This is a genomic window from Streptomyces malaysiense (genome assembly GCF_000980885.2).
GTDB lineage: Bacteria > Actinomycetota > Actinomycetes > Streptomycetales > Streptomycetaceae > Streptomyces > Streptomyces malaysiense.
On the sequence record NZ_LBDA02000020.1, the window covers coordinates 25,647 to 50,611 of the forward strand.

The window sequence follows — 24,965 nt, forward strand, 5'->3', positions numbered from 1 at the left end:
GCCACGCGGGGCGTCCTGGTCAAGTCTCGGGCGGGATCCGCCGGTTCACCAGGGTTGCAGGGGGTTGCAACTTGTCGGCGCACATGCGCGGAGTCTGTGCCTCCGGCCTGCCAGGCCCGGCACTATGTGAGGGACGACCGACCGGAAAGCGCCGCCCGGACGGCTGGAAGAGTGTGTACGACCCCCCTTCTCCCGGAGGAGAACCCGTGGTGAACCCGCCGATGAACGTGGCGCGCCTGGCCGCCGTGGACGCGACGCGGGCGGCGCGGGTCCTGAGCGAGGTGCGCGAGGCCGCGCTCGCCGGGCAGCGGGTGCCGCTCGCGCCTCGGCCGGTGATCGAGCAGTCCTGGGAACGGATGCTGCGCGGCGGCGTCGACCCGGACCGCGGCTTCAGATCCGGGCTGCTGCCGCCGGACGAGGTACGCAGGCGGCGCGAGGAGTCGCCGCTGCGCCATGTGCTGCCGGTGTTGCGCGAGGGGCTGCTTTCGGTCGCGGACGTCGCCCAGCACATCATGGTCGTCGCCGACGCGGACGGGCGCGTGCTGTGGCGCGAGGGGTCCGCGCCGGTGCTGCGCAAGGCGGACGGGCTCGGTCTTGAACCGGGCGCGGACTGGCGGGAGGAGGTCGTCGGCACCAACGGGGTGGGCACCCCCGCGGTCGTGCGGCAGCCGGTGCAGGTCTTCGCCGCCGAGCACTTCGTACGGTCGCACACCTCGTGGACGTGCACGGGGGCGCCGATCTCGGATCCACGGGACGGCCGGCTGCTCGGGGTGGTGGACGTGAGCGGCCCGCTGGAGACCATGCATCCGGCGACCCTCTCCTGGGTGAACGCGGTGGCGAAGCTCGCCGAGGCGCGGCTGCGGGAGTCGCACCTGTGCTCGCTGGAGCGGCTGCGGGCGGTCGCGGCGCCGGTGCTGGCCCGGCTGGACGGGCGGGCGCTGGTGGTGGACCGGGACGGCTGGCCGGCGGCGGTGACCGGGATGCCGTATCTGCGGCGCGTGACGCTGCCCAGGTCGCTGGTGCCGGGCCGGCGGTGGCTGCCCCCGCTCGGCTGGTGCGCGGCGGAACCGCTCGGCGAGGGCTGGCTGCTGCGGACCGACGAGGAGCCGGGCGCGGCGGCCGTCTCCCGCGTCGTGCTGGACCTGTCCCGGCCGGGGCGCGCCGCGGTGACCGTGTCGGCGTCCGGCTCGGTGGGCGGCTGGTCGCGGGAACTGAGCCCGCGCCACGCCGAGTTGCTGTTCCTGCTGACCGAACACCCGGACGGACGCGGGGCGGCGGAGCTGGCCGGGGATCTCTTCGACGATCCGTCACGTACGGTGACGGTGCGGGCGGAGATGTCGCGGATCCGGCGCTACCTCGGGGGACTTCTGCAGCATCGGCCCTATCGCTTCTCCGACGCGGCCGACGTCGAGGTCGTCCTCCCCGAGGACCCCCGTGACCTGCTGCCCCGCTCCAAGGCGGCGGCGGTGGCGCACCGGCGGGCGGCCCCGCGGAAGGAGCGGCCGCGGCCCGCGTGACGCCGGTGGCACGGCGCGTCCGGCATGACTTCCCGGTATTTGCGGGGTCTTCGCCCTGCGCGGACCGTCACTGCCGTAGCATCCCCTACGGGCCCGACCGCGGTGTCAACGCCACGACCGGCGGGCGCAGTTGACCCACCTCGGCAGGGGGCCGGGGCGACGGCGCGCGCCGGAGCGAAAGGGCCCTGAAGAGGGGACGACATGAAGCGACGCGGCAGACATCGCCGGCGCAGGCGGGGCGCGGCCCTGCGCGCCGTACTGGCCGGGACCGCGCTGGCCCTGACCGCGGCGGCCACCGTGATCAGCGCCTCCCAGGCGCAGGTCACCGAGCGTCCCGGCGCGCTGAAGCCGCTCACCTCCGCCGCGGACACCGGCCGGCTGCGGCTGCGCGAGCACCTGGTACCGGCCCGTGCCCTGGACACCCTGGCGGCCTCGATGGGCCGGCCGGTGGGCGTGACCGCCGTGCTCGCGGACACGGACCGCACCCTGCGCGAGGGGTCCGGCTGCGACGACACCGACCGCGCCTCCCTGCCCGTCGCGCCCGCCCCCGGCCGTGCCTACTGCTGGGACCCGGCCGACACCGGGGCCACGGGCTGGCGGCCGGCCTCGGTGGCCACCTCCGGGGACGCCGGCACCGGGGTGCGGGGCACCCACCGGGTCCTGCTCAGCGGCTGGACCCACAGCACCCGCACCGGCCCGAGCGCCGAGCGGGGCCTCGCCCGGGTCGCCTTCGTGGACGCCGACGATCCGGACCGTCCCGCCTACCGCTGGGTGCTGCTGGTGGTGCCGGTGGACGGCGGCCACGACTACCGGGGTCTGGGCTCCCGGGTCTCCTCCATGGTCTGGTACCGGGACAAGCTGCTGGTCACCGCCCGCCATGACGATTCCGCCGCGTTGTACGTGTACGACCTCGGCCGGATCCAGCGCGCCACGGTCGACGGGCCCGCGATCGGCCGGGTGCGCGGCGGCTGGTCCGCCGACGGGTACCGGTACGTGATGCCCGCGGTCGGCAGCTACAGCTTCACCGCGGGCCGCTGCTCCGCCACCGGGGCGCCCTGTCCCGGCGCGCTCGCCCTCGACGCGGGTACGGCGCCGGCCAGCCTGGTCGCCGCCGAGTGGACCTCCCCGGGCGGCGAGCGCCCCGCCCGGCTGTGGCGGTACCCGTTCAGCGCGGACCCGCGCCGCGAGGGGCTGTTGGCCGCCGGTGCCGGGGGCCTGGTGGACGCGACGGAGGAGTACCGGACCAAGGTGACCGGGATCCGGGGCGTGTTGTCGTACCGGGAGCCCGGCGCCCGGCGCACATCCTGGTATGTGGGACGGCTGCCCGGCTCGCAAGACGGGCACGGCGGGCTGTGGCGGCAGGACACCCGGGGCGCGAAGGCGGCGGAGTGCGGCGCGGACGCCACGCACCGCTGCTGGGCCGAGTCCGCGGGCTCCCTGTCGTACTGGCGGGAGACCGGTGAGGTGTGGTCCGTGTCCGACCGGATGCTGTTCGCGGTGCCGCTGGCGGGACTGGAGCGGTCACTGGGCTGACCCGCCGGCCCGTTCCCGGTCCGACCTCCCACGAAGGCGGGCGGGCGGTCGATCGACAGACACCGGGACGGGATGATTCCCTGGCCCGCATGAGCAGCGTCCCTGTCACCACCTGGTTCCTGGAGCAGACGTCCCCGGCCGATCTGCTGCCCGCCGCCGCCCCCGAGGGCGACGTGCGGATCGTACGGGCGGAGGTGCCCTCCCCCGAGTTCAACCGGTTCCTGTACACGGCCGTCGGCGGGGACATCCGCTGGACCGACCGGCTCGACTGGTCGTACGCGCGCTGGCGGGACCTGGTGGAGCGGCCCGGTGTCGAGACATGGGTGGCGTACGACCGCGGCACGCCGGCCGGCTACATCGAGCTGGAGGCGCAGGACGACGGCGCCGTGGAGATCCTCTACTTCGGGCTGCTCCCCGCCTTCCGCGGCCGCGGCATCGGCGGCCATCTGCTGGCGCGCGGCACCGCCCGCGCCTGGGACTTCGCCGAGCGCCGGCCGGGGCTGGCCCCGACCAAGCGGGTATGGGTGCACACCTGCGACAAGGACGGCGAGTTCGCCATGGCCAACTACCAGCGCCGGGGCTTCAAGCTGTACGACACCCGGGTCGAGCTGGAGCCGGACGTGCCGAACCCGGGCCCGTGGCCGGGCGCCCACTCGGCCTGACCTGTCGCGCCGAGACCTCCCGCCCCGTATGTGAGCCGACACACCCTTGTCTCGCGATTCGAGACAAGGGTGTCCACATGACGGAAGAAGCTGGACTCTGTCCAGATCGCCGTGACACGCTGCCGTCATGCCTGGAACTGGAATTGCCTTGGTGAGTCGGCGACACGTCGACCTCGGCCGCATGTCCAGCGCCATCTGTCCGGCGAGCTGACCTCTCCAGCGCCGCCGTTCCCCGCACCCCGCTTCCCGCTCGACCGCTGTCCGCGCCCGGCCCTCATCTCGAGCCGCGCGTGTATTTCCGTGCAGGTCAGAGCCTTCCAGCGCAGATTCTCCCTGTCCGCAGCCTGTCCGAAGGACGTAGCAGCCATGGCCGCCTCCCCACAGAACCCCGCCGCCTCCGCGCCCCGCCGCAAGGTGAGCCGTCACCGCGGTGAGGGCCAGTGGGCCCAGGGCCACTTCACGCCGCTCAACGGCAACGAGCAGCTCAAGAAGGACGACGACGGTCTCAACGTACGGACACGTATTGAGACGGTCTACTCCCAGCGCGGCTTCGCCTCCATCGACCCGAACGACCTGCGCGGCCGGATGCGCTGGTGGGGTCTGTACACCCAGCGCAAGCCCGGGATCGACGGCGGCAAGACCGCGGTCCTGGAGCCGGAGGAGCTGGACGACGAGTACTTCATGCTGCGGGTGCGGATCGACGGCGGCCGGCTGACCACCCGGCAGCTGCGGGTGATCGGTGAGATCTCCCAGGAGTTCGCGCGCGGCACCGCGGACATCACCGACCGGCAGAACATCCAGCTGCACTGGATCCGCATCGAGGACGTGCCGGAGATCTGGCGGCGGCTCGAAGAGGTCGGCCTGTCCACCACCGAGGCGTGCGGGGACACGCCCCGGGTGATCCTCGGCTCCCCGGTCGCGGGCATCGCCGAGGACGAGATCATCGACGGCACCCCCGCCGTCGAGGAGATCCACCGCCGGGTCGTCGGCAATCCTCTGTACTCGAACCTGCCGCGCAAGTTCAAGTCCGCGATCTCCGGCTCGCCGCTCCTCGACGTGGCGCACGAGATCAACGACGTCGCGTTCGTCGGGGTCGAACACCCTGAGCACGGACCCGGTTTCGACCTGTGGGTCGGCGGCGGGCTGTCCACCAACCCGAAGATCGGTGTCCGGCTCGGCGCCTGGGTGCCGCTGGCGGAGGTCGCCGACGTCTACGAGGGCGTCATCTCGATCTTCCGCGACCACGGCTACCGACGGCTGCGCAACCGGGCCCGGCTGAAGTTCCTGGTCGCCGACTGGGGCGCGGAGAAGTTCCGACAGGTGCTGGAGGACGAGTACCTCCGGCGCAAGCTGGTCGACGGCCCGGCGCCCGCGCAGCCCGTGCGGCGCTGGCGCGACCACGTCGGGGTGCACCGGCAGCGGGACGGCCGCTTCTACGTCGGGTTCGCGCCGCGCGTCGGCCGGGTCGACGGCACCACGCTGGCCAAGATCGCCGATGTCGCCGAGGCGCACGGCTCCGCGCGGGTGCGGACCACCGTCGAGCAGAAGATGATCGTGCTGGACGTCGAGCAGGAGCAGGTCGAGTCGCTGTCCTCGGCCCTGGAGTCGCTCGGCCTCACCGTCTCCCCGTCCACCTTCCGGCGCGGCACCATGGCCTGCACCGGCATCGAGTTCTGCAAGCTCGCCATCGTGGAGACCAAGGCGCGCGGCAGCTCCCTGATCGACGAGTTGGAGCGCCGGCTGCCGGAGTTCGACGAGCCGCTGACCATCAACCTCAACGGCTGCCCGAACGCCTGCGCCCGGATCCAGGTGGCCGACATCGGGCTCAAGGGCCAGCTGGTCCTGGACGACGACGGCAACCAGGTCGAGGGCTACCAGGTGCACCTGGGCGGCGCGCTCGGCCTGGAAGCGGGCTTCGGCCGCAAGGTACGCGGCCTGAAGGTCACCTCCGAGGAACTGCCCGACTACATCGAGCGGGTGCTGCGGCGCTATCTGGCCGAGCGCGCGGACGGCGAGCGGTTCGCCGTCTGGGCGGCCCGCGCATCCGCGGAGGACCTGTCGTGAGCGAGCGTGCCGCCCCCTTCTACTGCCCCTACTGCGGCGACGAGGACCTGCGTCCGAGCGAGGAGGGCCACGGCGCCTGGGAGTGCGGGGCGTGCAACCGGGCGTTCCGGCTGAAGTTCCTCGGACTGCTCGCGCAGGGGCTGCGCCGGGCCGACGACCAAGAGGCGAGCTGACATGACGACCCATCAGACAGAGCTCACCGACGACGAGTTGCGGGAGCTGGCCGAGCGGGCCGGGCGGGAGCTGGAGGACGCCTCCGCACTGGAGATCCTGCGCTGGGCGGTGGACACCTTCGGTGAGGGGTTCTGCGTCACCTCCTCGATGGAGGACGCCGTGGTCGCCCATCTCGCCTCCCGGGTGCGCCCGGGGGTGGACGTGGTCTTCCTGGACACCGGCTACCACTTCCCGGAGACCATCGGCACCCGGGACGCCGTGGCGGCGGTGATGGACGTCAACGTCCTCACCCTCACGCCGAGGCAGACGGTGGCCGAGCAGGACGCCGAGTACGGCCCGAGGCTGCACGACCGCGACCCCGACCTGTGCTGCGCCCTGCGCAAGGTGCGCCCCCTCCAGGAGGGCCTGGAGAACCACCGGGCCTGGGCGACCGGTCTGCGCCGCGACGAGTCGCCGACCCGGGCGCACACCCCGGTGGTCGGCTGGGACGAGAAGCGGCGCAAGGTCAAGGTCTCCCCCATCGCCCGCTGGACCCAGGACGACGTGGACGCCTACGTCGCCGAACACGGTGTCCTCACCAACCCGTTGCTGATGGACGGCTACGCCTCCGTCGGCTGCGCCCCCTGCACCCGCCGGGTGCTGGAGGGCGAGGACGCGCGCGCCGGACGCTGGGCGGGGCGCGCCAAGACCGAGTGCGGACTGCACGGATGACGGATCACCGGACGGGGTCCCGGCAAGCGGCCCAGGCCCAGTCCCGGACCGAGTCCCAACCCCAACCCCAGCCCCGCTCCCAGCCCAAGTCCCACTCCCACTCCCGCTCCCACTCCCACTCCCAGACTCAGACTCAGACTCAGACTCAGACTCAGGAGAACGACGTGACCACCGGAGCCACCGTCTGGCTCACGGGTCTGCCGAGCGCCGGCAAGACCACCATCGCCCATGAACTGGCGGGCCGGCTGCGCGCCGGGGGCCGCCGGGTCGAGGTGCTCGACGGCGACGAGATCCGCGAGTTCATCTCCGCGGGCCTCGGCTTCTCCCGCGAGGACCGGCACACCAATGTGCAGCGCATCGGCTTCGTCGCCGAACTGCTCTCCCGCAACGGCGTGCTGACCCTCGTACCGGTGATCGCACCGTACGCGGACAGCCGGCACGCGGTGCGGGGGCGGCACGAGGAGAACGCCACCCCGTACCTGGAGGTGCACGTGGCGACGCCCGTCGAGGTGTGCAGCGTCCGCGATGTGAAGGGGCTGTACGCCAAGCAGGCCGCGGGCGAGCTGTCCGGGCTGACCGGTGTGGACGACCCGTACGAGGAGCCGGCCTCGCCCGAACTGCGCATCGAGTCGCAGCACCAGACCGTGCAGGAGTCCGCGGCCGCCGTGTCCGCCCTGCTCAGCGAGAGGGGACTGATATGACCACGCTCGCCGAGGTCCAGGGCGGTACGGACAGCCCGTACGCCCTGTCGCACCTGGACGCGCTGGAGTCCGAGGCCGTGCACATCTTCCGTGAGGTGGCGGGCGAGTTCGAGAACCCGGTGATCCTGTTCTCCGGGGGCAAGGACTCGATCGTGATGCTGCACCTCGCGCTGAAGGCGTTCGCGCCGGCGGCGGTGCCGTTCTCGCTGCTGCACGTGGACACCGGGCACAACTTCCCCGAGGTGCTGGAGTACCGGGACCGCGCGGTCGAGCGGCACGGGCTGCGTCTGCACGTGGCCTCCGTGCAGGACTACATCGACCGGGGGGTGCTCAAGGAGCGCCCGGACGGCACCCGCAACCCGCTCCAGACGCTTCCGCTGACCGAGAAGATCCAGTCGGAGCGGTTCGACGCGGTCTTCGGTGGCGGGCGCCGGGACGAGGAGAAGGCTCGGGCCAAGGAGCGGGTGTTCTCGCTGCGCGACGAGTTCTCCCAGTGGGACCCGCGCCGCCAGCGCCCCGAGCTGTGGAACCTGTACAACGGCCGGCACGCGCCCGGTGAGCACGTCCGGGTGTTCCCGCTGTCGAACTGGACAGAGCTGGACGTGTGGCAGTACATCGCCCGCGAGGGCATCGCGCTGCCGGAGATCTACTTCGCGCACGAGCGCGAGGTGTTCCAGCGGGCCGGGATGTGGCTGACGGCCGGTGAGTGGGGCGGCCCGCGCGAGGACGAGCCGGTCGTCAGGCGCCTGGTGCGCTACCGCACGGTCGGTGACATGTCCTGCACCGGGGCCGTCGACTCCGACGCGACGACCCTGGACGCCGTCATCGCGGAGATCGCCGCGTCCCGGCTCACCGAACGGGGCGCGACCCGTGCGGACGACAAGCTGTCCGAGGCCGCGATGGAAGACCGCAAGCGCGAGGGGTACTTCTAACCATGAGCACAGTCACGACCGAAGCGCTGGCGGCCACCACGCTGCTCAGGTTCGCCACCGCGGGCTCCGTCGACGACGGCAAGTCCACCCTGGTCGGACGGCTGCTGCACGACTCCAAGTCGGTCCTCGCCGACCAACTGGAGGCCGTGGAGCGGGCGTCGGCGAGCCGCGGCCAGGACGGCCCCGATCTCGCCCTGCTCACCGACGGGCTGCGCGCCGAGCGGGAACAGGGCATCACGATCGACGTGGCGTACCGCTACTTCGCCACTCCCCGGCGGCGGTTCATCCTCGCCGACACCCCCGGCCATGTGCAGTACACCCGCAACATGGTCACCGGCGCCTCCACCGCGGAGCTGACGGTGATCCTGGTCGACGCCCGCAACGGCGTGGTCGAGCAGACCCGCCGGCACGCCGCGATCGCCGCCCTGCTGCGCGTCCCGCATGTGGTGCTGGCCGTCAACAAGATGGACCTGGTCGACTACCGGGAACCCGTCTTCGCGGCGATCGCCGAGGAATTCACCGCCTACGCCACCGAGTTGGGCGTCCCCGAGATCACCGCGATCCCGATCTCCGCGCTCGCCGGCGACAACGTGGTGGAGCCGTCCGCGCACATGGACTGGTACGGCGGGCCCACCGTCCTGGAGCACCTGGAGACCGTCCCGGTCAGCCACGACCTGGCCCACTGCCACGCCCGGCTGCCGGTGCAGTACGTGATCCGCCCGCAGAGCGCCGAGCACCCCGACTACCGGGGTTACGCGGGCCAGATCGCCGCGGGCAGCTTCCGGGTCGGCGAGGAGGTCACGGTCCTGCCGTCCGGGCGGACCACGACGGTCTCCGGCATCGACCTGCTGGGCGAACCTGTCGACGTCGCCTGGACCACCCAGTCCGTGACCCTCCTGCTGGCGGACGACATCGACGTCTCGCGCGGCGATCTGATCGTGCCGGCCAAGGACGCGCCGCCGACCACGCGGGACGTGGAGGCGACGGTGTGCCATGTCGCCGACGCCGCGCTGACCGTCGGCCACCGGGTCCTGCTCAAGCACGGCACCCGGACCGTCAAGGCGATCGTCAAGGACATCCCGTCCCGGCTCACCCTGGACGACCTGTCCCTGCACCCGCACCCCGGGCGGCTCGCCGCCAACGACATCGGCCGGGTGAAGATCCGTACCGCCGAACCGCTGCCCGTCGACTCCTACGCCGACTCGCGCCGCACCGGCTCCTTCATCCTGATCGACCCCGCCGACGGCACCACGCTCACCGCGGGGATGGTCGGCGAGTCCTTCGCCGCGCCGGAGCCGGTCAAGGACGTGGCCGACGACGGCGGCTGGGACTTCTAGGCATGGACTCCCACGGTTTCCGCGCCATGTTCGCGAAGGCGGGCGGGCGGGTCGGCAGCGGCGTCCTCGGCTGGGGATCGCCCCGAACGGAGTTCGGGGGAGGACAGGGCGGGGTGGCGCGATGTGTGCGCTGACGTACGCGCACCGCTCGCGCGCCCTCCCCCCGCACAGACGAAGACCTGCCGACCTCCCGGCCACGACCTGAGAGACCGTGACCAGCCGGGCCAACGAGAGGAACCCCTCCCGTGCCTGCCATCACCCCCCCGTTCCCGCGCCGCTCGGCAGTCGTGCTCGCGGTCCTGCCGCTGCTCACGCTCACCGCGTGCGGCTACGGCTCCGAGGCCAGGAGCGACGACACGGCCAAGGTCGCCCCCGGGGCCGAGAAGATCGACGGTCTCGGTTCCGTCAAGATCGGCTACTTTCCGAACCTGACGCACGGCACCGCGCTGGTGGGCCGGGAGCGGGGCCTGTTCCAGAAGGAACTGGGCGCCACCAAGGCCGAGTACGCCACCTTCAACGCGGGGCCCTCCGAGATCGAGGCGCTGAACTCCGGCTCCATCGACATCGGCTGGATCGGCCCGTCCCCGGCGATCAACGGCTACACCAGATCCGGGGGCAAGTTGCTGCGGATCATCGGCGGTTCGGCGTCCGGCGGGGTGAAGCTGGTCGTCGACCCGAAGAAGATCAGGTCCCTGAAGGACGTCAGGGGCAAGCGGATCGCCACCCCGCAGCTGGGCAACACGCAGGACGTGGCGTTCCTCGACTGGGCCGCCGGACAGGGCTGGAAGGTCGACCCGCAGAGCGGCAAGGGCGATGTCACGGTCGTCCGCAGCGACAACAAGGTGACGCCCGACGCCTTCAGGTCCGGCTCCGTCGACGGCGCCTGGGTGCCGGAGCCGACCGCGTCCCGGCTGGTCTCCGAGGGGGGCAGGGTGCTCCTGGACGAGTCCTCGCTGTGGCCGGGCGACAAGTTCGTGATCACCAACATCGTCGTGCGCCAGGCGTTCCTCAGGGAGCACCCGAAGGCGGTCGAAGCGGTCCTGAAGGCGTCCGTCGAGGCCAACAAGTGGATCAACGCCGAACCGGAGCAGGCGAAGCGGGCCGTGAACAGGCAGCTCGCGGACGACTCCGGCAAGGCGCTGCCGGCCGATGTGCTCGACCCGGCGTGGAAGTCCGTCCGGTTCACCGACGACCCGCTGGCCGCCACCCTCGGCACCGAGGCGGCGCACGCGGTCCGGACCGGTCTGCTGGAGAAGCCGGACCTCAAGGGGATCTACGACCTGACGATCCTCGACACGGTGCTCCGGGCCGAGGGCGAGAGCCCGGTCGACGCCGCCGGCCTCGGCACCAGCTGAATCCGCCCCGAAGACGTCCCAGGAGGTGACGACCATGGCCACGACCCTCGCCAAGGCCGCGCGGTCGGTGGAGTACGCCGCACGCCTTGAGCATGTATCCAAGTCCTTCGCCACACCGGGCGGGTCCCAGCTCGTCCTGGACGACATCAGCCTCGATGTCGCGCCCGGCGAGTTCGTCACCCTCCTGGGCGCCTCGGGCTGCGGCAAATCCACGCTGCTCAGCCTGGTGGCGGGCCTGGACGAGCCCAGCACCGGCACCATCCGCACCGACGGCCGCCCCGCGCTGATGTTCCAGGAACACGCCCTGTTCCCCTGGCTGACCGCCGGCAAGAACATCGAACTCGCCCTCAGACTGCGGGGAGTTCCCCGCCCCGAGCGGCGCGGCAGGGCCGAGGAGCTGCTCGAACTCGTCCGCCTCCAGGGCGCGTACGGCAAGCGCGTGCACGAGCTGTCGGGCGGCATGCGCCAGCGGGTCGCGATGGCCCGCGCCCTCGCCCAGGAGAGCCAACTCCTGCTGATGGACGAGCCGTTCGCGGCCCTGGACGCCATCACCCGGGACGTGCTGCACGACGAGCTGACCCGGATCTGGTCGGAGACCGGCCTGTCCGTGCTGTTCGTCACCCACAACGTGCGCGAGGCCGTGCGCCTCGCCCAGCGGGTCGTGCTGCTGTCCTCCCGGCCGGGCCGCGTGGCCCGCGAGTGGGAGGTCGGCATCCCGCAGCCGCGCCGTATCGAGGACGCACCCGTGGCGGAACTGTCCCTGGAGATCACCGAAGTACTGCGTGGGGAGATCCGCCGCCATGGCAAGCACTGATACGACGACCACCGGCGCCCCGGCGGCGGGCAGCGTGGAGGCGGGTCTCGACGCGCTGGAGACGACCCGGTCGAGCCGTACGCCCTGGCGCAGGACCCTGGTCGACAAGGTCCTGCCGCCGCTCGCCGCGATCGCCGTCGTCCTCCTGGTGTGGCAGGGTCTGATCACCCTGAGGATCGTGGACGACCCGACCAGGCTGCCCACGCCGGGCGCGGTCTGGGGCGCCTTCCGCCACGACTGGCTCCAGGGCAGGCTGCTCGGCTACATCTGGACGTCCGTCTCACGCGGTCTGCTCGGCTTCTGCCTCGCCCTGGTGATCGGCACCCCGCTGGGGCTGCTGGTGGCCCGGGTGAAGTTCGTGCGCGCCGCGATCGGGCCGATCCTCTCCGGCCTCCAGTCGCTGCCCTCGGTCGCCTGGGTGCCCCCGGCCGTGATCTGGCTGGGTCTGGACGACTCCATGATGTATACGGTGATCCTGCTCGGCGCCGTGCCGTCCATCGCCAACGGGCTGGTGTCCGGCGTGGACCAGGTGCCCCCGCTGTTCCTGCGCGCGGGCCGCACGCTCGGCGCCACCGGGGTCAAGGGCACCTGGCACATCACGCTGCCGGCCGCGCTGCCCGGCTATGTGGCGGGCATGAAGCAGGGCTGGGCCTTCTCCTGGCGCTCCCTGATGGCCGCCGAGATCATCGCGAACTTCCCCGACCTCGGCACCGGTCTCGGCCAGCTCCTGGAGAACGCCCGCACGGCCAGCGACATGGCCATGGTGTTCGAGGCCATCCTGCTGATCCTGTTCGTCGGCATCGCCATCGACCTGCTGATCTTCAGCCCGCTGGAGCGGTGGGTGCTGCGCAGCCGCGGCCTGCTGGTGAGAGGCTGATCCGGATGGCAGCGCCCGTGCTCCTCGTCATCGCCCACGGCAGCCGCGACACGCGGCACGCCGCCACCGTGCACGCCCTGGTGGAGCGGGTGCGCGCGCAGCGCCCCGGGCTGCGCGTGGAGACCGGCTTCCTGGACTTCAACGTGCCGTCCGTGCAAGGCGTGTTGCGGTCCCTGGCGGCGGAGGGCGTCCGGGACGTGGTGGCGCTGCCGCTGCTGCTCACCCGCGCCTTCCACGCGAAGGCCGACATCCCGGCGGTGCTGCGGGCGGCGCCGGCCCGGCTGCGGATCCGGCAGGCGGAGGTGCTCGGCCCCTCGCCACTGCTGCTCACGGCGCTGGAGCGACGGCTGTACGAGGCCGGGCTCAGCCCCTCGGACAAGTCCTCGACCGGGGTCGTACTGGCCTCGGCGGGGTCCAGTGACCCGGAGGCGATCGCGGTGATCGCCGACATCGCGCGGGAGTGGTGGCACACCGGTTGGTGCGCCGTGCGGCCCGCGTTCGCCTCCGCCCGTCTGCCGCGCACCGAGGACGCCGTACGGGAGCTGCGCGCGCTCGGCTGCGCGCGGGTCGCCGTCGCGCCGTACGTCCTGGCCTCCGGCTTCCTGCCGGACCGCATCGCGCGCGGCGCGGCCGGGGCGGACGTCCTCGCCGAGGTGCTCGGGCCCGCGCCGGAGGTGGCGCGGCTGCTGCTGCGCCGGTACGACGCCGCGTGCCGCCCGGCGCTCCACGCGCTCGGCGCCTGAGGGGCCGCCACCGCCCCGGGGCGGCCGGCGGTCACAGTCCCAGGGCCTGCACCAGCTGCCGGGTGTAGGCGAGGCTGGCGGTGCCGGCCGACGCCCCGATGCAGATGTCGTCCAGGGCGGAGCGGATGCGGCCGCGGTTGGGCGGCAGTCCGTCGTCGGCGGATTCCGCGAAGGCCGCCTCGATGATCTGGCCCTGGCGGACCAGCCCGGGGCACTCCCTGCGCAGCGCCTCGGTGAGCCGGGCGGAGACCGCGATCAGGGCCTCCAGCGGCGGCGTGCCGTGGGTCAGGTCGAGGCCGACGAACTCACCGTACTGTCCTGGTCCGTTGAGGTGTCCGTAGTCGTAGGTGCTCATGTCCAGTCCTCGCTCGTGGATCAGAGGTAGGCCGAAAATCGCCACTCCCGCGGGTGGCCGGGTGTCCGCCGACGGCCCCGGCCGCGCTAGCGGAACGGGCCGCACACGCTCCGGTGCGGGGATGGGCGGTGCCGTTCCGGCCGTCCGGCGTGCTTCACCCTAGGGACAACGGGACGGACTTGTCGCGTTGTTCGCGGAGCCGTCCCCGTACGAGTGAGGGCCGTGGTAAAGACCGTCGCGGTCCGGCGTTCCCCTGTGACGTCGGACCGCGACGGCACTTCGTTCTGCGCCGGGGGTGACCCGGGTGTCACAGGGGGCGGTCGCGTCGAGCCTCCTCAGGGGCGGTTATCGGCCACCGTGGAGGAGGTCCGTTCGAACTCCGGTTCAGGGAAAGCGGAATCGACCGTTCGGGATCGTTCCCGCGTACGCCCAAGGGAAGCTCAGGCCGACGCCCGCCGCGCCTCGTCGGCCAGCCGGACGAGGTCGGCGAGCGGCAGGGAGCCGGGCGCCCGGTGCTCGCGGGCGAAGGTGCCGGCGAGGCGCTGGAGGAGTTCGTTCAGCGGGGTGGGCACGCCGTGCAGCCGGCCGAGCAGGACGATCTCGCCGTTGAGGTAGTCCGCCTCGATGCTGCCTGTGCCGCGCGCCAGGGACTGCCAGGAGGAGCCGCCGCCGCGCGGGGCACCCTCCAGCGGAACCAGGGTCACCTTGTCTGCGCGCACCGCGCGCTGCTCCTCGCCGCTCGCGTGGGCGATCCCGGCGGCGGCCAGCACGGCCTCCCCCTCGGCCCGTACCCGGGCGTACAGCTCTTCGGCGGCCGTGCCCTCGATGGGGCCGCTCACGGCCTCCTGCGCGTTGGCGAGGTTGCCGAGCAGCTTGGCGTACTGCCAGCGGGCCACGTCCGGCACGACCGGCGCCTCGAAGCGGGCGCCCGTGAGGTCGGCGGCGATCCGCCGGGCGGTGTCGTCGGTGCCGCCCTCGGCGCGGCCGAGGTGGAGGATGCCGGTGAGCGGGGTGCCCGGGGCGGAGACGACGCCGGGCTCCACGAAGGTGGAGGGCAGCCAGACGCAGACGCCGTACACCCGGCAAAAGCGGCGCAGCGCGATCCGGGGGCTCTCCACTCCGTTCTGGAGGCAGAGCAGCGGCAGCCGTTCACCGGCGGTGCCGCCACCGGCCACCGGGGCGCCCGCCCAGGCGTCCAGCGCGGCCGCGGCGTCCTGGGTCTTCACGGCGAGCAGCAGGACGTCGTCGGCGCGCAGCTCGCCGAGCGGCTCCGGGCCCTCGACGGCCGGCAGCCGGTACGTCGACTCCCCTTCGGGGACGCGCAGTCGCAGGCCGTGCTCGCCGAGTGCCGCCAGGTGCCCGCCGCGGGCGACGAGGACGACCTCGTGTCCGGCCTGGGCCAGCCGTCCGCCGACGGTGCCGCCGACCGCCCCCGCTCCGATCACGATGTAGCGCATGGACCCGGTCCCCTCACCCTCGCTCACGCCGGTGGCGCGGTCAGCTCGGCGAGCCTGACCACGGTGTTCCAGTTCCGGCTGGTGGCGACCAGGTCCTTGGTGGCCCGCGGCCGGTTCAGCGCCTCGGCGAGCCTGGAGCGGCCGAGGCCGTCGGGCGCGTACAGGTACAGGCAGCGGTCCCCGATGCGGAACTCCTCCGGGAGATGGGCGGCTTGGTCGACATGTGCGTAGCGCTCGGGGGTGACGGGCGCGGAGAAGTAGGTGACGTGCAGCTGTCTGCCCTCCAGTTCGGCGGCCGGGAAGGGGCAGGCGCGGACCACCTCGGCCAGATAGGCGTGGTCGCGCACGAGCACGTCCACCGGGAAGCCGAAGCGTTCCTCGATCGCCCGGGTCAACTCGCCCGCCAGGGACTCCTCGTCTCCCCGGTCGGCGGTGAACACGGCCTGTCCGCTCTGGAGATGGGTGCGGACGCCGGTGTGTCCCAGAGTGTCGAGCAGTGCGCGCAGGTCGGCCATCGGGAGCTTCCGGTTGCCGCCGACGTTGATCCCGCGCAACAGCGCCGCATAGGTCGTCACACGGTGAGTCTAGAGCGGCCGTCGTGCCCCGTGGGGGCGGGCACGACGGCCGGTACCCGGCCCCCGTGGGGCGGGCTGCGCGAAACAATGCCGCTTCGGCGGGGGCCGGATCAACCTCTGAACGCAGCTGTGACTTGTTCAACAAGCTTTCGTAATCACAAAGTGGATCTCTGACGGCGGAACGGACATCCCATGACGTCCGGCGGGGCCGGGCCCGCCCGAGTGGGAGACTGACCGGGGGAAACGGCGGGTGCCGGCTCCCCGGGAACGGCTTGAAGCAGACGGTGGCACGGAGGCGGCACGATGGACGAGGCGCGGGCGCGGGACGTACTGGCCACGGCGGGCGTGCCCGCGGTGGCGGCCGGGGACGCGGCCCTGATCGCGCTCGGCGAGAACGCCGTGTTCGCCGCCGGTGACCTGGTGGTCAAGGTGGGGCGCGACGCCGAGCTGCTGGAGCGGGCCCGGCGCGAGGTGGAGGTCGCCGGGTGGCTCGCCGAGGCGGGCGTGCCCGCGGTGCGGGCGGCCGAGCCGGAGCCGCGGCTGGTCGCGGGCCACCCGGTGACGGTGTGGCACCGGCTGCCGGAGGCCGTGCGCCCCGCCGGGCCGCGTGACCTGGCCGAACTGCTGCGCCTGGTGCACGCCCTGCCCCGGGCGCCCTTCGCGCTGCCGCCGCGTGAGCTGCTGGGCGGGGTGGAGCGCTGGCTGCGGCTCGCGGGCGAGGCGATCGACCCCGAGGACGCGGCCTGTCTGCGGGCGCGCCGGGACGGTTTCGCGGCGGCCGCGGCCGCGCTGACGCCCCGTCTGACGCCGGGTCCCGTGCACGGCGACGCGCTGCCCCGCAACGTCCACATCGGGCCCGAGGGGCCGGTCCTGGTGGACCTGGAGACCTTCTCCGCCGATCTGCGCGAGCACGACCTGGTGGTGATGGCCCTCTCTCGCGACCGGTACGGGCTGCCCGCCGAGTCGTACGACGCGTTCACCGGGGCCTACGGCTGGGACGTGCGCGAGTGGGAGGGCTGCTCGGTGCTGCGCGGCGCTCGCGAGACGGCCAGCTGCGCCTGGGTCGCCCAGCACGCGCCGAGCAATCCCAGGGCCCTGGCCGAGTTCCGCCGCCGGGTGGCGTCGCTGCGGGACGGGGACGAGTCGGTGCGCTGGTACCCTTTCTGATCCCGTCGGCCGCACCCCCGCGGCCCGGTGCTCCCGGCCCGGTCCCGGTGCTCCGCCGCCGTCCCCGCAATCCCTCGGACGGCCTTCGTCACACCGTCTCGGGGGTCAGCTCCCGCAGCGGCCACAGCCCGTCCACCACCGCCGCCGCGTCCCCCTTGCGGCGCAGGAATGCCTGGAAGTCGGCCGCCCATTCCGCGTACCACTCGATCTGGCGGCGGTGCAGTTCGGCCGGGCCGAGCGCGGCGATCTTGGGATGCCGGACGGCTATCGCGGTGGCCAGGCGGGCCGCGGCGAGAGCGTCGGCGGACGCGTTGTGCGCCGCGTCCAGGACGACGCCGTACTCGGCGCAGACCGCTTCCAGGTTCCGCTTGCCGCGGCGGTAGCGGTCCGCCCGGCGGTCGATGGTGTACGGGTCGATCACCGGCGCGGGCGCGGTCCCGCCGAGGCGCTCGGCGAGGGACGGCAGCCGGTGGCGGCGCAGTTCGGCGGAGAGCAGGGTGAGGTCGAACGCCGCGTTGTAGGCGACGACCGGGACGCCCGCTCTCCAGTACGACACCAGGGCCTCGGCGATGGCGTCGGCCACCCGGTCGGCGGGCTCGCCCTCGGTGACCGCCCGCTCGTTGCTGATCCCGTGCACGGCGACCGCGTCGGCCGGGATCTCGACGCCCGGATCGGCCAGCCACTCCCGGTGGCCCAGCGGCTCACCGGACCTGACCTCGATCACCGCGCCGGTGACGATGCGTGCCTCGCGCGGCTCCGTGCCGGTCGTCTCCAGGTCGAAGCCGACCAGCAGCTCCTGGTGCCACCCCATGGGCGGTCCCCCTTCTCGATGGTGCGTTCCCCCAGTGGTCTCCACCCTCGCACGGGGCACTGACAATCAGAGGACCGCGTTCCGCTCTCCGGTGAGACCCGAGGGACAGATCAGGACACGGAGCGCGAATCAGTCCATGCCAGCTCGAATTCCTCACGGTACGTCGGGAACAGCCCGGCTTCACCCGTGTCGTCCGACTTGACCAGGCGGCTGCCGTTGCGCAGCACCAGGACCGGCGACTCCATCCCCCGCGCCCCGCGCAGATAGGACTGCACCACGGCGACGCCGTCGGTGCCGTCGCCGTCCACCAGGTAGGCGGTGAAGCGGGGCGTCTCGTCGTACACCTGGATCTGGAAGGCGTCCGGGTCGCGCAGCCGGGACCGCACCCGGCGCATGTGCAGGATGTTCATCTCGACGGAGCGGCTCAGTTCGCCCCGTTTCATCCCGAGTTCGCGCTCGCGGCGCTTGACCGAGCTGGAGGCGGGGTTGAGGAAGAGCAGCCGGACCCGGCAGCCGGACTCGGCGAGCCGGACCAGGCGCCGGCCGGAGAAGTTCTGCACCAGCAGATTGAGGCCGATGCCGATGGCGTCCAGGCGCCGGGCACCGCCGAAGATGTCCTCGGCCGGGAACTGGCGCATCAGCCGCACCCGGTCGGAGTGGACGGCGACCACGTCGGCGTACCGGTCGCCGACCAGGTCCTCGACCGCGTCGACGGGCAGCCGGCGCGCGGAGGGCACGTCACCGCCCGCGCCGAGCGTCTCCAGGAGCCGGGCGGAGGCGCGCTCCGCCTGGCCGAGCACCGCCTCGGACAGGGCACGGTTGCGGGAGACGACGTTGCGGGTCACCTCCAGCTCGTCCAGGGCTAGTTCGAGGTCCCGGCGCTCGTCGAAGTACGGTTCGAAGCAGGGCCAGTGCTGCACCATCAGCTCGCGCAGCTGGGGCAGCGTCAGGAAGCTCAGCACGTTGTCGTCGGCCGGGTCGAGCAAGTAGCCCTTGCGGCGGCTGACCTCGCGCACGGCGACCGCGCGCTGCACCCACTCCTGGCCGGCCGGTCCGGCGGCGGCGACCACCCACTCGTCGCCGTGCACGGGCTCGTACACCGGCCGCAGGACGGCGGCGACGACCGAGCGCAGCCGCTGTTCCACGAGGTTCAGCCAGATGTAGGCCCGGCCGGCCCGCTGGGCGCGGGTGCGCACCTCGTGCCAGGCGTCCGCGCCCCAGTCCAGCTCCGGCCCGATGGATCCCGCGTCCATCGGCCGCGCCAGGGACACCGCGCCGGGCGGGACGTCCGCGGAGTCTCCCTCGTGACCCTCGCCACCAGGGGGCAGCTCCAGCCCTCCCGAGCCCACCCGTGCACCGCCTTCCGCCCCCGGGCCTTTCCCGTCTCAACGATCAAGGAAGGGTACTCCGGGAGCGCCGCGCGGTGCAGCCGGATGGACAGGTCGGTTCCCCGCCTGCTTTGCTCAACTGCTCTGCTTTCGCAGTCCGTTCCCCACCGGACGTACACGGGGAGTGAGCGGTTTCATAGCCGGGGGTACCCGGCCGGGCCCGTTCCCGCTTTCGGGGAGACTTCGTGCCGTCTCGCGGACCGGCCCCCGGGCGGCCCGCCCACCTGGGAGAGTCGTTGCCATGCAGGTCTGGCCTGGAGAGACGTATCCGCTCGGCGCCACGTACGACGGCGCCGGCACCAACTTCGCGGTCTTCACCGAAGCTGCGGACCGAGTGGAGCTGTGTCTGCTGCACGACGACGGCTCGGAGACGGCGGTGGAACTGCGCGAGAGCGACGCCTTCGTACGGCACGCGTACCTGCCGGGGGTGATGCCGGGACAGCGCTACGGATTCCGGGTGCACGGCCCCTACGACCCCGGGCGCGGGCTGCGCTGCAACGCGGCGAAGCTGCTGCTCGACCCGTACGCGAAGGCGGTGGCCGGCGCGGTGCGCTGGGGCGAGGAGGTGTACGGCTACCATTTCGACGCGCCCGAGCGGCGCAACGACCTGGACTCGGCGCCGCACACCATGACCTCGGTGGTGATCAACCCGTACTTCGACTGGGGCGACGACCGGCCGCCGCGCACCGAGTACCACCACACGGTGATCTACGAGGCCCACGTCAAGGGCCTGACCATGCGCCACCCGGGCCTGCCGGAGGAACTGCGCGGCACGTACGCGGCCCTCGCCCACCCGGCGGTCATCGGACATCTGACCGATCTCGGCGTGACCGCGCTGGAGTTGATGCCGGTACACCAGTTCGTCGACGACCACCGGCTGGTGGACCTGGGCCTGGGCAACTACTGGGGCTACAACACCATCGGGTTCTTCGCCCCGCACAACGCGTACGCCTCCTGGGGCGACCGGGGCCAGCAGGTGCTGGAGTTCAAGTCGGCGGTGCGGGCGCTGCACGAGGCCGGGATCGAGGTCATCCTGGACGTCGTCTACAACCACACCGCGGAGGGCAACCACCTGGGTCCGACGCTCTCCTTCAAGGGCATCGACAACCCCTCGTACTACCGCCTCACGGACGATCCCCGCTACTACATGGACACCACCGGGACCGGAAACTCGCTGCTGATGCGGTCCCCGCACGTGCTCCAGATGATCATGGACTCGCTGCGCTACTGGGTCACCGAGATGCATGTCGACGGCTTCCGCTTCGACCTCGCGGCCACACTGGCCCGGCAGTTCCACGAGGTCGACCGGCTGTCCTCGTTCTTCGACCTGGTGCAGCAGGACCCGGTGGTGTCCCGGGTGAAGCTGATCGCCGAGCCCTGGGACGTGGGCGAGGGCGGCTACCAGGTGGGCAACTTCCCGCCGCTGTGGACCGAGTGGAACGGCAAGTACCGCGACACGGTGCGGGACCTGTGGCGGGGCGAGCCGCGCGCGCTCGCGGAGTTCGGCTCCCGGCTGACCGGCTCCTCCGACCTCTACCAGGACGACGGCCGCCGTCCGCTGGCCTCCATCAACTTCGTCACCTGCCACGACGGTTTCACGCTGCGCGACCTGGTGTCGTACGACGACAAGCACAACGAGGCCAACGAGGAGGGCAACCGGGACGGCGAGAGCCACAACCGGTCCTGGAACTGCGGCGTCGAGGGCGAGACCGACGACCCCGGCGTGCTCGCGCTGCGCGACCGGCAGAGCCGCAACTTCCTCGCCACGCTGATGCTGTCCCAGGGCGTGCCGATGATCAGCCACGGCGACGAGTTCGCGCGCACCCAGCGCGGCAACAACAACGCCTACTGCCAGGACAACGAGATCTCCTGGCTCGACTGGCCCGAGGACGGCGGGGCGCTGCTGGAGTTCCTGCGCACCATGGTGTGGCTGCGCCGCGACCACCCCGTGCTGCGCCGCCGCCGCTTCTTCCACGGCCGCCCGGTGGAGGGCGGCCACGGCGAGCTGTCGGACATCGCCTGGTTCACCCCGGGGGGCGCCGAGATGACCCGGCGGGACTGGGACGCGGCGGGGGAGTCCGCGCTGACCGTGTTCCTCAACGGCAACGCCATCTCCGAGCCGGGCCCGCGCGGGGAGCGGATCACCGACGACTCCTTCCTGCTGATGTTCAACGCCTCCCCGCGGCCGTTGGAGTTCCGGGTGCCGGTGAACCACGGCCGGCGGTGGCAGGTGGTGGTCGACACGGCCCGCGCCGAAGGGGTCCCGCCGGGTTCGGGGGCGAAGGCGGGGGCGGGCGACCTGCTGACGCTGGAGGACCGCAGCCTCGTGGTCCTCCAGCGTCCGGCGTAGGAGGACATAGGCCATGTGGGTGAGCGCGAATCGGCCGCCTCGCCCACCGGCCCCGTCCGGGTGACACGAAACGCGGCGGGGCGGGTACGTAGGTCCCCATGACCTCTGCGCGACCCGGACCGGGGATGCCCACGGCCACCTACCGGCTCCAGCTCCAGCCCGCCTTCCCGTTCTCGGCCGCCGCGGCGGCCGTCCCGTACCTGGCCTCGCTCGGCGTCTCCCATCTGCACCTGTCCCCCGTCCTGGAGGCCGTCCCGGGTTCCACGCACGGCTACGACGTGGTGGACCACGGCCGCGTCCGCGCGGAACTCGGCGGCGAGGAGGGGCTGCGCGCGCTGTCCCGGACCGCCCGGGAGCACGGCCTCGGCCTGGTCCTGGACATCGTGCCGAACCACATGGCGATGGCGCCCGGCCACAACCGCGCCCTGTGGGAGGTGCTGCGCGAGGGGCCGGGATCGCCGTACGCCCGCTGGTTCGACATCGACTGGGACGCCGGGGGCGGGCGGGTGCTGCTGCCCGTCCTCGGCGGCCCGCTCGGCACCGAGCTGGAACACCTGAGGGCCGACGGCGACACGCTGCGCCTGCGGGACCAGGTCTTCCCGCTGCGCGCCGGCACCGAGCGGCTGCCGCTGCCCGAGCTGCTGGACGCCCAGTGGTACCGCCCGGTCTGGTGGCGGCTCGCCCGGACCGAGCTGAACTACCGGCGGTTCTTCAGCATCTCGGAGCTGATCGGGGTGCGGGTGGAGGACTCCGAGGTGTTCGACGCCACCCACGCCAAGATCCTCCAGCTGCTGGACGAGGGCGTGGCCGACGGGCTGCGCGTCGATCATCCCGACGGGCTCGCCGACCCCGACGGCTACCTGGCCCGGTTGCACGAGGCGAGCGGCGGCCGCTGGACGGTGATCGAGAAGATCCTCGCCGACGACGAGCACCTGCCCCCTTCCTGGCCGGTCGCGGGCACCACCGGCTACGACGCCCTGCGCCGGGTCGACGGCCTGTTCACGGACCCGGACGGGGCGGTCGAACTCCTCACGGAGTACCGCGGGTTCGCGGCCCCGCAGCAGGACCGCGGCGGCGCCTGGGACGCCACGGTCCGCCGCGCCGCCTACAAGGTGCTCACGCACGAGCTGGCCACCGAGACGGAGCGGCTCACCCGGGTCGCGGCACGGCTGTGCGCCGGCTCTCCGGACCTCGCGCTGCGCGACCGGGCCCCCTGGGCCCTGCGCACCGCCCTGGAGGAACTCCTGGTCCGGATGCGGGTCTACCGGCCGTACGCCTCCGGGGACGCGGCCGCCGTCATCACCGAGGAGGCCGCCGAGGAGGCCCGGCTCGCCTTCGCGGTCCCCGAGGAGGCCGCGGCCGTCGACCTCGTGCGCGGGCTGCTCGTCGAGGCGCCCGGCGATCCGGCCGCGCCGGACCACGCCGACCGGCTCGAACTGCGCACCCGGTTCGCGCAGACCGCCTCCGCGCTGCGGGCCAAGTCGGTCGAGGACACGGCGTACTACCGCTACGTGCCGCTGCTGTCGGCGACCGAGGTGGGCGGCGACCCGGGCCGGCCGGGGATCTCCCCGCGCGAGTTCCACGCGTACTGCGCCCGCGTCCAGCACGAGCGGCCGCGCACCGGTACGGCCGTCACCACGCACGACACCAAGCGCAGCGCCGACGTCCGCGCGGCCCTCGCCGTCCTCACCGAATGCCCCGGCCGCTGGGCGGAGCTGGTGACCGAGGTGACCCGGTCCGACGAGGGCTCCCCGGACCGGCAACTGGCCTGGGCGGCCTGGCAGACGGTGTTCGGCCTGGGCGTGGCCGACGAGGAGCGGGTGGGGCGGTACCTGCTGAAGCATGTGCGCGAGGCCGGCATGTACACCAGCTGGACCGAGCGGGAGGCGCCGTACGAGGAGGCGGTGGCGGCCTTCGTCGCGGCCGGACCCTGCGGCCCGCCCGGCGAACGCGTGACCGCCTTCCGCAAGTCGCTGGAGCCGCACATCCGGGCCAACGTCCTCGGCACGGCCCTCGCGCACCTGACGATGCCGGGCGTCCCGGACGTGTACCAGGGCGCCGAGGGCGAGTTCCGCGCCCTGGTGGACCCGGACAACCGCCGCCCGGCGTCCCTGCCGCCCGGGAACCCGGGCGAGAAGGCCGCGCTGACGCGCGCGGCGCTGCGGCTGCGCGCCCGCAGGCCCGACGCCTTCGGTGCGTCCGCCTCGTACGACCCGCTGTCCGCCGAGGGCCCGGCGGCGGAGCACTGCACCGCCTTCACGCGCTCCGGGGAGGTGGTCACGGCGGTGACCAGGCTCTCGCTGCGGCTCGCGGAGTCGGGCGGCTGGCGGGACACGAGCCTGCCGCTGCCACCCGGCCGCTGGACCGATGTGCTTTCACCGGCGCGGGAGTTCACCGGCCGGGTACGCCTCGCGGACCTGTTCGGAGCGCGGCCGGTGGCGCTGCTGGAGCGGATCACCCAGGAGTGAGGGGCAGCCGGTCGGGCCGCCCCGGAAGGCCGCTCACGGCGGGCCAGCGGGCGCGCAGCAGCTCCACGAGGGCCGCGGCGGCCGCCGTGGGCGCCGTGCGGGCGTAGACGGCCAACGGGCGCCGCCAGGACGGCTCGGGGGTCAGGAGCACACACTCCTCACCCACGGCGCCGCGCACGATGTGGGCGGGCGCGGCGCACACGCCGACCCCGGCGGCGGCCATCCGCACGGCCGTCGAGGACTGCTCGGTCCACACGGCGGTCCGGGGCGCGAACCCGGCCCGCCCGCAGGCCCAGTCGAGGAACCGGACGCCGTGCACGACGGGCTCCATGGCACAGCGGACCCAGGCACGGTCGGCCAGCCCGGACAACGTCACCGCCGAACGCCCGGCGAGCCGCTCGTCGAACGGCACCACCAGGACGATCTCCTCCGCGCCGATCGGTACGACGGCGCCGATCGGCTCGGCGGGCTCGGGCCCGACGGCGAGGTCGGCGGTGCCGCGCCGCACGGCGTCCTCCAGGGCCTCGGCGGTGGCGTACTCGTGCAGCCGCAGCAGGACCCCCGGGTGGGCGGCGCGCCAGCGGGCGAAGACGTCGGGCAGGGCGCCGACGGCGATGGAGTGCAGTGCGGCGACGTGCAGTTCGCCGCCCTCGGCCCCGGCGGCGGCACGGGCCGCGCGGCGCGCCCGCGCGGCGCTGCGCACGGCGAGTTCGGCGTGCGGCAGGTAGGCGCGGCCCATCGGCGTGAGCCGGGCGCCCCGGGGCAGCCGCTCCAGCAGGGCCCCGCCGACCTCCTTCTCCAGTGCCTTGATCTGGTGCGAGAGCGCGGACTGCGTGACATGCAGGGTGTCGGCCGCGCGCGTGAAGGACGCCTCCTGGACGACCGTCACGAAGTACTCCATCTGCCGCAGGCTCAACTTCGTGTCCTCCCATGAGCATTGCGTATGGATTCCACAAGAACATTGCCTTGGACTC

General features: G+C 73.0%; 22 protein-coding genes and 1 pseudogene. 17 read left to right on the forward strand and 6 right to left on the reverse strand.

Going from position 1 to position 24,965, the window contains the following annotated elements; genetic code table 11:
• The first annotated feature begins 221 nt into the window (after positions 1 to 221).
• The 14 genes and pseudogenes from VT52_RS10930 to VT52_RS10985 all read left to right on the forward strand — a co-directional run bounded on the left by VT52_RS10930 (position 222) and on the right by VT52_RS10985 (position 13,420).
• Positions 222 to 1,517 (forward strand): GAF domain-containing protein, encoded by a 1,296-nt coding sequence (locus VT52_RS10930; protein WP_420856274.1) that lies wholly within the window; start codon positions 222 to 224, stop codon positions 1,515 to 1,517.
• Between the two features lie 201 nt (positions 1,518 to 1,718).
• Positions 1,719 to 3,050: a hypothetical protein gene (locus VT52_RS10935; protein ID WP_046419238.1), complete on the forward strand. Its 1,332-nt coding sequence runs from the start codon at positions 1,719 to 1,721 to the stop codon at positions 3,048 to 3,050.
• A gap of 89 nt (positions 3,051 to 3,139) precedes the next feature.
• A complete protein-coding gene (locus VT52_RS10940) occupies positions 3,140 to 3,712 on the forward strand; it encodes a GNAT family N-acetyltransferase (RefSeq protein WP_046419239.1) in 573 nt (190 codons plus the stop codon).
• A 127-nt stretch (positions 3,713 to 3,839) separates the two neighbouring features.
• Positions 3,840 to 3,923, forward strand: a complete 84-nt coding sequence (locus VT52_RS39545; protein WP_310739661.1) for a putative leader peptide — start codon at positions 3,840 to 3,842, stop codon at positions 3,921 to 3,923.
• Between the two features lie 155 nt (positions 3,924 to 4,078).
• Positions 4,079 to 5,776, forward strand: a complete 1,698-nt coding sequence (locus tag VT52_RS10945; protein WP_046419242.1) for a nitrite/sulfite reductase — start codon at positions 4,079 to 4,081, stop codon at positions 5,774 to 5,776.
• Entirely contained in the window at positions 5,773 to 5,949 is a 177-nt protein-coding gene (locus tag VT52_RS37900; protein ID WP_167377681.1) for a hypothetical protein, read from the forward strand. Before VT52_RS10945 ends, VT52_RS37900 begins: the two co-directional genes overlap by 4 nt.
• A gap of 1 nt (position 5,950) precedes the next feature.
• Positions 5,951 to 6,661 carry a phosphoadenylyl-sulfate reductase gene (locus VT52_RS10950; protein WP_046419244.1) on the forward strand — a complete coding sequence of 237 codons (711 nt, stop codon included), beginning with the start codon at positions 5,951 to 5,953 and terminating at the stop codon, positions 6,659 to 6,661.
• A 143-nt stretch (positions 6,662 to 6,804) separates the two neighbouring features.
• A pseudogene (cysC, locus tag VT52_RS10955) lies at positions 6,805 to 7,362 on the forward strand (adenylyl-sulfate kinase); the annotation flags it as partial.
• Complete coding sequence (gene cysD / locus VT52_RS10960; RefSeq protein WP_046419248.1) at positions 7,359 to 8,294, forward strand: sulfate adenylyltransferase subunit CysD; 936 nt, start codon at positions 7,359 to 7,361, stop codon at positions 8,292 to 8,294. The pseudogene cysC and the gene cysD, both read left to right, overlap by 4 nt.
• Positions 8,295 to 8,296: 2 nt before the next feature.
• On the forward strand, positions 8,297 to 9,631 hold the full coding sequence (locus VT52_RS10965; protein WP_046419251.1) for a sulfate adenylyltransferase subunit 1: 1,335 nt from the start codon (positions 8,297 to 8,299) through the stop codon (positions 9,629 to 9,631).
• Between the two features lie 245 nt (positions 9,632 to 9,876).
• Positions 9,877 to 10,986, forward strand: a complete 1,110-nt coding sequence (locus tag VT52_RS10970) for an aliphatic sulfonate ABC transporter substrate-binding protein (RefSeq protein ID WP_046419253.1) — start codon at positions 9,877 to 9,879, stop codon at positions 10,984 to 10,986.
• A 34-nt stretch (positions 10,987 to 11,020) separates the two neighbouring features.
• On the forward strand, positions 11,021 to 11,800 hold the full coding sequence (locus tag VT52_RS10975) for an ABC transporter ATP-binding protein (RefSeq protein WP_046419255.1): 780 nt from the start codon (positions 11,021 to 11,023) through the stop codon (positions 11,798 to 11,800).
• A complete protein-coding gene (locus tag VT52_RS10980; RefSeq protein WP_046419258.1) occupies positions 11,787 to 12,677 on the forward strand; it encodes an ABC transporter permease in 891 nt (296 codons plus the stop codon). The genes VT52_RS10975 and VT52_RS10980 overlap by 14 nt, the downstream gene beginning before the upstream one ends.
• A gap of 5 nt (positions 12,678 to 12,682) precedes the next feature.
• Positions 12,683 to 13,420 (forward strand): sirohydrochlorin chelatase, encoded by a 738-nt coding sequence (locus VT52_RS10985; RefSeq protein WP_046419261.1) that lies wholly within the window; start codon positions 12,683 to 12,685, stop codon positions 13,418 to 13,420.
• A 31-nt stretch (positions 13,421 to 13,451) separates the two neighbouring features.
• Here the strand turns inward: VT52_RS10985 and VT52_RS10990 are convergent, their stop codons facing one another.
• The 3 genes from VT52_RS10990 to VT52_RS11000 form a co-directional block, all read right to left on the reverse strand.
• Entirely contained in the window at positions 13,452 to 13,775 is a 324-nt protein-coding gene (locus VT52_RS10990; RefSeq protein ID WP_046419263.1) for a hypothetical protein, read from the reverse strand.
• A gap of 440 nt (positions 13,776 to 14,215) precedes the next feature.
• On the reverse strand, positions 14,216 to 15,232 hold the full coding sequence (locus tag VT52_RS10995; protein WP_046419264.1) for a ketopantoate reductase family protein: 1,017 nt from the start codon (positions 15,230 to 15,232) through the stop codon (positions 14,216 to 14,218).
• Positions 15,233 to 15,255: 23 nt separating this feature from the next.
• Complete coding sequence (locus VT52_RS11000) at positions 15,256 to 15,807, reverse strand: DUF1697 domain-containing protein (RefSeq protein WP_046419267.1); 552 nt, start codon at positions 15,805 to 15,807, stop codon at positions 15,256 to 15,258.
• Positions 15,808 to 16,110: 303 nt separating this feature from the next.
• On the opposite strand from VT52_RS11000, the gene VT52_RS11005 reads away from it, so the two are divergent.
• Positions 16,111 to 16,974, forward strand: coding sequence for a phosphotransferase enzyme family protein (locus tag VT52_RS11005; RefSeq protein WP_046419269.1), 864 nt, complete (start codon positions 16,111 to 16,113; stop codon positions 16,972 to 16,974).
• Between the two features lie 88 nt (positions 16,975 to 17,062).
• Here the strand turns inward: VT52_RS11005 and VT52_RS11010 are convergent, their stop codons facing one another.
• The gene (locus VT52_RS11010) at positions 17,063 to 17,785 is read right to left on the reverse strand and encodes a 3'-5' exonuclease (protein WP_046419272.1); all 723 of its coding nucleotides are present in this window, start codon (positions 17,783 to 17,785) and stop codon (positions 17,063 to 17,065) included.
• A gap of 110 nt (positions 17,786 to 17,895) precedes the next feature.
• Entirely contained in the window at positions 17,896 to 19,134 is a 1,239-nt protein-coding gene (locus tag VT52_RS11015) for an SAV2148 family HEPN domain-containing protein (RefSeq protein ID WP_046419273.1), read from the reverse strand.
• A 280-nt stretch (positions 19,135 to 19,414) separates the two neighbouring features.
• On the opposite strand from VT52_RS11015, the gene glgX reads away from it, so the two are divergent.
• Positions 19,415 to 21,523, forward strand: a complete 2,109-nt coding sequence (glgX, locus tag VT52_RS11020; protein ID WP_046419275.1) for a glycogen debranching protein GlgX — start codon at positions 19,415 to 19,417, stop codon at positions 21,521 to 21,523.
• 125 nt (positions 21,524 to 21,648) lie between these two features.
• Positions 21,649 to 23,991: a malto-oligosyltrehalose synthase gene (gene treY / locus VT52_RS11025; RefSeq protein ID WP_046419277.1), complete on the forward strand. Its 2,343-nt coding sequence runs from the start codon at positions 21,649 to 21,651 to the stop codon at positions 23,989 to 23,991.
• Here treY and VT52_RS11030 read toward each other — a convergent pair.
• Positions 23,978 to 24,907 (reverse strand): LysR family transcriptional regulator, encoded by a 930-nt coding sequence (locus VT52_RS11030; RefSeq protein ID WP_046419280.1) that lies wholly within the window; start codon positions 24,905 to 24,907, stop codon positions 23,978 to 23,980. The two genes, treY and VT52_RS11030, sit on opposite strands and share 14 nt — an antisense overlap.
• Positions 24,908 to 24,965 lie beyond the last annotated feature (58 nt).

Excerpts from the sequence above, each read along its gene's own strand:
- VT52_RS10935 (WP_046419238.1), top strand. The coding sequence starts at position 1,719 with ATGAAGCGACGCGGCAGACATCGCCGGCGCAGGCGGGGCGCGGCCCTG.
- VT52_RS10945 (WP_046419242.1), top strand. The coding sequence starts at position 4,079 with ATGGCCGCCTCCCCACAGAACCCCGCCGCCTCCGCGCCCCGCCGCAAG.
- VT52_RS10995 (WP_046419264.1), bottom strand. The coding sequence starts at position 15,232 with ATGCGCTACATCGTGATCGGAGCGGGGGCGGTCGGCGGCACCGTCGGC.
- VT52_RS10965 (WP_046419251.1), top strand. The coding sequence starts at position 8,297 with ATGAGCACAGTCACGACCGAAGCGCTGGCGGCCACCACGCTGCTCAGG.
- VT52_RS39545 (WP_310739661.1), top strand. The coding sequence starts at position 3,840 with ATGCCTGGAACTGGAATTGCCTTGGTGAGTCGGCGACACGTCGACCTC.
- VT52_RS10950 (WP_046419244.1), top strand. The coding sequence starts at position 5,951 with ATGACGACCCATCAGACAGAGCTCACCGACGACGAGTTGCGGGAGCTG.
- VT52_RS10980 (WP_046419258.1), top strand. The coding sequence starts at position 11,787 with ATGGCAAGCACTGATACGACGACCACCGGCGCCCCGGCGGCGGGCAGC.
- VT52_RS10930 (WP_420856274.1), top strand. The coding sequence starts at position 222 with ATGAACGTGGCGCGCCTGGCCGCCGTGGACGCGACGCGGGCGGCGCGG.
- VT52_RS10985 (WP_046419261.1), top strand. The coding sequence starts at position 12,683 with ATGGCAGCGCCCGTGCTCCTCGTCATCGCCCACGGCAGCCGCGACACG.
- VT52_RS11005 (WP_046419269.1), top strand. The coding sequence starts at position 16,111 with ATGGACGAGGCGCGGGCGCGGGACGTACTGGCCACGGCGGGCGTGCCC.
- treY (WP_046419277.1), top strand. The coding sequence starts at position 21,649 with ATGCCCACGGCCACCTACCGGCTCCAGCTCCAGCCCGCCTTCCCGTTC.
- VT52_RS10990 (WP_046419263.1), bottom strand. The coding sequence starts at position 13,775 with ATGAGCACCTACGACTACGGACACCTCAACGGACCAGGACAGTACGGT.
- VT52_RS11010 (WP_046419272.1), bottom strand. The coding sequence starts at position 17,785 with ATGGGGTGGCACCAGGAGCTGCTGGTCGGCTTCGACCTGGAGACGACC.
- VT52_RS10975 (WP_046419255.1), top strand. The coding sequence starts at position 11,021 with ATGGCCACGACCCTCGCCAAGGCCGCGCGGTCGGTGGAGTACGCCGCA.
- glgX (WP_046419275.1), top strand. The coding sequence starts at position 19,415 with ATGCAGGTCTGGCCTGGAGAGACGTATCCGCTCGGCGCCACGTACGAC.
- VT52_RS10940 (WP_046419239.1), top strand. The coding sequence starts at position 3,140 with ATGAGCAGCGTCCCTGTCACCACCTGGTTCCTGGAGCAGACGTCCCCG.
- cysD (WP_046419248.1), top strand. The coding sequence starts at position 7,359 with ATGACCACGCTCGCCGAGGTCCAGGGCGGTACGGACAGCCCGTACGCC.